7 protein-coding genes are annotated in these 6,333 nt (G+C 57.7%); 4 read left to right on the forward strand and 3 right to left on the reverse strand.

The window, feature by feature from the left end:
- Window positions 1–237: 237 nt before the first annotated feature.
- Window positions 238–912 (forward strand): hypothetical protein, encoded by a 675-nt coding sequence (locus AC3EA7_RS00770; RefSeq protein WP_488612114.1) that lies wholly within the window; start codon window positions 238–240, stop codon window positions 910–912.
- 2 nt (window positions 913–914) lie between these two features.
- On the opposite strand, the gene AC3EA7_RS00775 is transcribed toward AC3EA7_RS00770, so the two are convergent.
- Together AC3EA7_RS00775 and trxA are read right to left on the reverse strand one after the other, a co-directional pair.
- Window positions 915–1,199 (reverse strand): metal-sensitive transcriptional regulator, encoded by a 285-nt coding sequence (locus AC3EA7_RS00775; RefSeq protein ID WP_488612115.1) that lies wholly within the window; start codon window positions 1,197–1,199, stop codon window positions 915–917.
- Between the two features lie 18 nt (window positions 1,200–1,217).
- Complete coding sequence (gene trxA / locus AC3EA7_RS00780) at window positions 1,218–1,547, reverse strand: thioredoxin (protein ID WP_488612116.1); 330 nt, start codon at window positions 1,545–1,547, stop codon at window positions 1,218–1,220.
- Between the two features lie 106 nt (window positions 1,548–1,653).
- Between trxA and AC3EA7_RS00785 the strand changes: the two genes are divergently transcribed.
- On the forward strand, window positions 1,654–2,166 hold the full coding sequence (locus AC3EA7_RS00785; protein ID WP_488612117.1) for a GNAT family N-acetyltransferase: 513 nt from the start codon (window positions 1,654–1,656) through the stop codon (window positions 2,164–2,166).
- Window positions 2,167–2,173: 7 nt separating this feature from the next.
- Here AC3EA7_RS00785 and AC3EA7_RS00790 read toward each other — a convergent pair whose 3' ends face one another.
- Window positions 2,174–2,515, reverse strand: a complete 342-nt coding sequence (locus tag AC3EA7_RS00790; RefSeq protein WP_488612118.1) for a hypothetical protein — start codon at window positions 2,513–2,515, stop codon at window positions 2,174–2,176.
- A gap of 191 nt (window positions 2,516–2,706) precedes the next feature.
- Between AC3EA7_RS00790 and AC3EA7_RS00795 the strand changes: the two genes are divergently transcribed.
- Window positions 2,707–4,257 (forward strand): acyl-CoA carboxylase subunit beta, encoded by a 1,551-nt coding sequence (locus AC3EA7_RS00795; RefSeq protein ID WP_488612119.1) that lies wholly within the window; start codon window positions 2,707–2,709, stop codon window positions 4,255–4,257.
- Between the two features lie 464 nt (window positions 4,258–4,721).
- Complete coding sequence (locus tag AC3EA7_RS00800; protein ID WP_488612120.1) at window positions 4,722–6,185, forward strand: hypothetical protein; 1,464 nt, start codon at window positions 4,722–4,724, stop codon at window positions 6,183–6,185.
- Window positions 6,186–6,333 lie beyond the last annotated feature (148 nt).

Raw genomic sequence — 6,333 nt, forward strand, 5'->3', positions numbered from 1 at the left:
GCACCGCCGCCCACACCGCCGTCGGCGCCGCCGCCCGCGCCGCCGCCCGCGCCGCCGTCGCCCGGCGACGACGACGATGACGATGATGATTGAGGCGCAGATGACCGTCGCCGGGTGACGATCATCCGCGCCCGCGCCTACGAAGCGCGTTCGTAATCCGCCGTCTTCTTGCCATTGAGCATCGCCGCAGGTAATGGATGTTTGCTACACTGATACCGGTGAACTCGCTCGCGCTCGATGAAGATTTCGTTAGCGCCTGGCGCTGCGATCAATGGAATTCGCATTTGGGGTGCATTATCGACGGGGAACCGGATCATCGGCAATTACATCGGCGTGGCTGCTGATGGCGTCACGCCGCGCGGCAATAGCGACGACGGCATCGATCTCCAGGACTCGACCGATACTGAGGTTGGTGGAACGGCAGCGACTGAAGCCAACATCATTGCCTGTAACGGCGACGAAGGCGTGACGCTCAAACCGGGCGCAACCAGCGCACGCATTCTGGGTAATCGTATCTTCGCAAACGGCGGGCTGGCGATAGATCTGGACAATGACGGTCCTACCGCCAACGATGACACACTGTTGACCAGATCGGCCAATCAGGGCATGGACGCACCGGTTATCAGCGTCGCCTGGCTGAGCGGAAGTTCGCTGACAGTGGCAGGATACATTGGGACGGCGCCAGGACAGACGGTATTCAGTGGCACGCGGGTTGAAATCTTTCTCTCACAGGGACCGGCGGGCGTCAGAGGGGAGGGTGGAATACTGCTTGGCGTTCTCACTGCCGCTGTCGACGGCACATTCAGCGGGACATTCACGGTCAGCGGGGTGAGCGCCGGCGACGTAGTGAGTGGAACGGCAACCGGCGCGTACACCTCTGAATTTGGCGTAAATGTTGCAGTGACGCCGTAAGATCAGCGTGCCGATTTGAGCACATCGAGGAGGCGCGCAACTTCTTCTGAATTGACGGCTTCGCCTGAGCAGAGACAATCGCGCGCATAGGTCTCTGCCAGGAGCGTACTCAGGCTTCCAACCGCCGCCTTGACAGCAGCGAGTTGCGTCACGATCTCCTGGCAGTCGCGACACTCTTCGATCATGCGTTGAATGCCGCGCACCTGACCTTCGATCCGTCGCAGCCGCACCAGTACATCGTGGCGCAGTTCATCGCTGATCGGGCGCACAGGCTGCGGTGCGGACATCGCTCCCTCCATGGGCAATTATTTGGCAATGGCCGCGTCGAACGCTTCCTTCAACATGCGCTTGGGACCGGCGCCGGTGATCCGGTTGATCTCCTTGCCGTTCTTGAAGAAAATCATGGTTGGGATGGCCATGATGCCGAATTTGCTCATCCAGCGCTGATGGTCGTCGGTGTTGACCTTTGCGACCTTGACTTTGCCATCGTATTCCTTTGCCAGTTCTTCGAGGATCGGTGCAATAACACGGCACGGACCGCACCACGGCGCCCAGAAATCAACGACGACCGGGATGTCGGATTTCAGCACCTGCTGCTCAAAATCGTCATCGGTCACAGTAACAGGCTTGGCCATAATAGACGTATGCTCCCTTTGCTATAATTATGCGATGTGCCTATACCTCCCAGGGGTATGCTCATACAGTATAATCTGCCTGTATCATGAAGTCAAGGAGGGTCGGATGGTCATTGAACGTCTCAATTCCGCAACATTTCACGCGGCGCGCCCTGGACTGGTGGCGCTATTGCAGGACGCCGTCAATAGCGGCGCGTCGCTCGGGTTCCTGCCGCCGCTCGATAAAGCGACAGCGCAGCGCTACTGGGATGCGATCTGTGATGATGTCATCGAACGCCTGCGGGTGTTGCTGGTGGCGCGAGAAGGCGCCACGATCATTGGCGCTGTGCAACTCGAACTGGCGCAGAAGCCAGGCGAGCAACATCGCGCGCAAATGAAGAAACTCATGGTGCTGCGTTCAGCCCAGCGGCGGGGCGTTGGGCGAGCGTTGCTGGCGGCAGTCGAGGAAGAGGCGCGCCGTGAGGGACGTTCACTGCTCATCCTCGACACCCGTGAGGGTGATCCCGCCGAAATGCTGTATCAGGCGTGCGGATACACCTTCGTCGGGCGCATCCCAAAATATGCCCGCAGCGCCGATGGTTCGCTCCACACGGCAGTCATCTATTACCGATTGCTATAGAATGGCGTCATATGATTGGAATAATCAATCCGATTGCGCCTGCGATCAGGAGCGGCACAGCAACATACCAGAAGCGGCGCATCAGCCGGCGTTCACGGGCGCCGGCCAGCAGATACGGCTCGCCGATGGCGATCCATACTACGACGCCAATGGTCAACACGATCATTGTCAGTTCGTAGACCAGGCGGGTTGCATCGCCCAGGCTCAGCCATACGTAGTAAATCTCGAAAAAGGCGCGCATCCAGATGACGTAAATGACAACGGCCGCCAGCGCCAGCACTATCAGCCAGAGACCCCACACGGCAGCGCCGCGCCTCCACGTTTGCCCCGTCGATTGATGATCAATCATGTTCGTCTCCGCAGATCACGCCTTATCTCCCTGCCCTTCTTTGTATCAGACGTATGCTTCCTCGTCAGTGTTTCCATGGTAATGCCTTCACACCCCCTCACCTCGCACCTCGCACCTCGCACCTCGCACCCCTATTGTATCTCTCTCCGGTATAATCGTATCAATCCACCGTCTACGAGGGCAGGGACGCTATGAAGACAACACGCGAGCGTATTGAAGACTTGCGCTGGCGGCGTGAGCATGCACGCACCACCGATCCGCAGGCTGCAGAGAAGCAGCACGCGCGCGGCAAAATGACCGCTCGCGAGCGCATCGAAAAATTGCTCGATCCGGGTTCATTTGTGGAACTCGACGCCTTTGCGGTTCACCGCACGACCGCCTTCGGCATGGATCGGCACAAGCCGCTTGGCGATGGCGTGATCACTGGCTATGGAACGATCGATGGCCGCCACGTCTGCCTCTTCTCCCAGGATTTCACGGTGTTCGGCGGGTCGCTTGGCGAAGTGTTCGCCGAGAAGATCTGCAAAGTCATGGACCTGTCGCTGCGCATGGGTGTGCCGTGCATCGGCTTGAACGACTCCGGCGGTGCACGCATCCAGGAAGGGGTCGTCAGTCTTGGCGGCTATGCCGAGATCTTCTACCGCAATGTGATGGCTTCCGGCGTGGTGCCGCAACTGTCGGTGATTGCCGGTCCATGCGCTGGCGGCGCGGTCTATTCGCCCGCTATGACCGACTTCATCCTGATGGTCAAGGGCAGCTCGCAAATGTTCATTACCGGTCCCGATGTGATCAAGACCGTGACCGGCGAGGACGTCGGCTTCGAGGAGTTGGGCGGGGCGATGACGCACAACTCGCGCAGCGGCGTGGCGCATTTTGCCGCCGACAGCGAAGAGGAAGCCTTCGATCAATTGCGGGTGCTGCTTTCGTTCCTCCCCGCGAACAACCTGGAAGACCCGCCGTTCGTTCCGACCGACGACGATCCCGACCGCATGGACGAGAACCTGCAAACAATCATTCCCGACAATCCGCGCAAGCCCTACGACATGCTCCAGGTGATCGAAGCCGTCGTTGACGAAGGCAGTTTTCTCGAAGTGCAGCCGTTCTGGGCGCGCAACATCATCATTGGCTTTGCACGGCTCGACGGGCACGCCGTGGGGATTGTCGCCAACCAACCGGCCCATCTGGCTGGCACGCTCGACATCGACTCATCGGTCAAGGCGGCGCGCTTTGTGCGCTTCTGCGATGCCTTCAACGTCCCGTTGATCACCTTCGTCGATGTGCCCGGATTTCTGCCCGGCACGCAGCAGGAGTACGGCGGCATCATCCGGCATGGCGCCAAACTGCTGTATGCCTACTGCGAAGCGACAGTGCCGAAGTTGACAGTCATCACGCGCAAAGCCTACGGTGGCGCCTACGACGTGATGGCGAGCAAGCACATTCGCGCCGATTTCAACGTTGCCTGGCCCACTGCCGAGATTGCCGTCATGGGCGCTGATGCCGCCGTCAAGATTATCTTTCGCCGCGAGCTGGCGCAGGCTGCCGATCCGGTGGCGCGCCTGACCGAACTGGTCGAGGACTATCAGAACCGCTTCGCCAACCCCTACATCGCCGCCGAGCGCGGCTATCTCGACGATGTCATCGAGCCGCGTGAAACGCGACCGGCGCTGATCCGCGCGCTGCGCCTGGCGCGCGGGAAGCGACAGAGCCTGCCGCCGCGCAAACACGGGAATATTCCCCTGTAAATCTGATACTGCGTTGTTCCCGGTCAGACGCGCCATCTCCCCTGCCCCCTCACAAAAAGAGAGGGGGCTTTCTCATGCCCGAAACTGCGTGTGACATAAGACTTCGCCAGGGAAGCCTGTCCGGTAAGCCTGACCGGAATAGCTGCGCATGGCTTAGAGCATTGCAGATTGCCTGCTTTTGAACAGAGTATCGCATTGGTGATGCTCGCGGTATATCTTATAGGGCGAACAACCAAACCTGGACAATCAAGGACGTGGAGCGGCGGACGTTGATCTAGCCCGTCGCAGCCCACGGCGGCTGAGCCTGTCGCAGCCAACGTCCGCTGCAAGACGGTCAACACCGGCCATTATTGTGCAACATCTGGTTGTTCGCTCTATGAGGAATGTGACATCGTGCGTGGTGCTGCCACAGTGCAGGCCGGCATTTTTGCACTAGACGTTGACATGAACCATCGGAGGCATTTATGCAAGACAGCCAGTCATCGTCGGATCGCACCGGCAAAGTCGTGACATGGCTTGCTTCAGCAGAGATTGCAAAGGCGCTGGAACGATTGCAGATCGGCAAGTATCATACCAAAGGCGGTCATGGATTTGCGGCTGAAGATGCCAATGCGTTTGGCAATACGCTACGGCTTAGAAATGTTGAGATAACGGGAACAACCAATGAAATCAATGGTCCAGATCGTATTGTCGATGGAACTACAATTCAAACTAAATATTTTCAGACATCTGATGCGACTATCAATGCCGCATTCGATGAAACGACGGGTTTGTATCGGTACCAGGGACAGATGTTGGAAGTTCCTGCTGACCAGTATGACGAATGTGTTGAACTTTTTCAGAGGAAAATCGCTCAGGGAAAGGTGCCGGGCGTCACGGATCCCAATGAAGCGAGGAATATCGTAAGAAAAGGATATGTCACATACAAACAGGCTCGCAACATCGCACGAGCCGGTAATGTTGACTCTCTCCTGTTTGATGTCCAGACGCAGTCGATCACGTCGACTTACATTTTTGGGGTTTCGTTTGCAATTGACTTCGCGTGGCGAATATGGAATGGAGATAAACCAGAGGAAGCAATCCGGGGTGCGCTTTATAGCAGCATCAGTGCAGGCGGTAGAACGTTTATTGTCGGCGTCATTTCTCGTCAGGTACTACGCACTCGCATGGCTGCCGCTGGCGTGGTTACATTGCGCAGCGGAGTAAGAACAGTCGCTTCGACGGATCTCGGCAGAAGCGCTATTCACCGCATCGCATCAGCATCGCTTGGAAGACCCGTCTACGGAGCGGCAGCAGTCAATCACGTTGCGAAACTACTTCGCACTAATGCTATCACGTCCACGATCAGTTTAGTTGCGTTAACGGCGCCGGATATGTACCGTGCCGCCATCAGGCGTGATATGTCGTGGTCTCAGGTCGCGAAAAACATGGCTGTCAATGGAGCGGGTATTGCAACCGGCGCCGGTGGATGGTTCGCGGGAGCAGCGGCAGGATCAGCAATCGGGAGCATAGTTCCTGGCATTGGCACAGCAATAGGCGGGGTTGTGGGCGGAGTATGCGGGGGAATTGTGGGCGGCGTCGCTGGAAGCAGTGGCGCAAAAAAGGTGCTGGATCGGTTTATCGAAGATGATGCCAGCAAGATGATCCATCTCCTCCAATCCGCTATTGAGGAATTGGCGAGCGATTATCTCTTATCCGAAATCGAATTTGCAGAACTGATGACGGAAGTCAGGCAGACTATTTCTGGTGCGTGGCTCAAGGATATGTACCGGTCAGGATCGTCGGACGACTCGAATCTGACCCGCAAGCAGTTTGCATACAACTTCTTCGACAATATATGCCAGCAGATTGCCTTGAGACGGTCCAGGGTCACGCTGCCAGATCCTGATCAGATCCTGAACTGTGTTGCGCGCATCACTGAAGCATGAACGATCCAGGATGATGGCATCGCTCAAGAACCGGCGAATGAATGTCTAAATGCCAGGACTTACGCAGTGGCGCGTTTTCTGGCTCCGCCAAGGCCTGCGGCAGTGTGCCGCTCCTGATTAAGGTGGTGGGTTGCGGCGGCTTCGCCGC

This window comes from Roseiflexus sp. (genome assembly GCF_057785375.1).